Source organism: Vibrio sp. 1978, assembly GCF_033344345.1.
The window spans coordinates 1-677 of sequence record NZ_JAWPOP010000509.1 but is presented as its reverse complement, the minus strand read 5'-3'; the positions used below and the strand labels follow the sequence as shown (position 1 = coordinate 677).

Here is a 677-nt window from a genome sequence, read left to right as displayed (position 1 = left end):
GAGCTACGCGGAAAACTTCCTACACATGATGTTTGCTAACCCATGTGAAGAGTATGAAGTGAACCCTGTTGTTGCTCGTGCGATGGATAAAATCTTCACACTTCACGCAGATCACGAGCAAAACGCGTCGACATCAACAGTCCGTTTAGCAGGTTCTTCTGGTGCAAACCCATTCGCATGTATTGCCGCTGGTATCGCATCACTTTGGGGCCCAGCTCACGGTGGCGCAAACGAAGCATGTCTGAAGATGCTAGAAGAAATCGGCAGCGTGGATAACATTCCAGAATACGTGGAACGTGCGAAAGACAAAGATGACCCATTCCGTTTGATGGGCTTCGGTCACCGTGTTTACAAGAACTACGATCCACGTGCGACCGTAATGCGCGAAACATGTCACGAAGTTCTAAAAGAGCTCAACATTAAAGATCCTCTGCTGGACGTAGCAATGGAACTTGAGCGTATCGCTCTTTCTGACGAGTACTTTGTTTCTAAGAAGCTATACCCGAACGTAGATTTCTATTCAGGTATCATTCTGAAAGCGATCGGTATTCCTGTATCAATGTTTACGGTTATCTTCGCGATTTCTCGTACTATTGGTTGGATTGCCCACTGGAACGAGATGCACAGCGACCCACTAAACCGTATCGGTCGTCCACGTCAGCTTTACAAAGGCGAAA

Annotated in this window: 1 protein-coding gene; it reads left to right on the top strand. The window is 47.1% G+C overall.

Annotated features, from left to right (window positions below):
* The coding region (locus tag R8N49_RS27530) for a citrate/2-methylcitrate synthase (protein ID WP_318190505.1) at window positions 1–677 on the top strand (677 nt) is incomplete at both ends.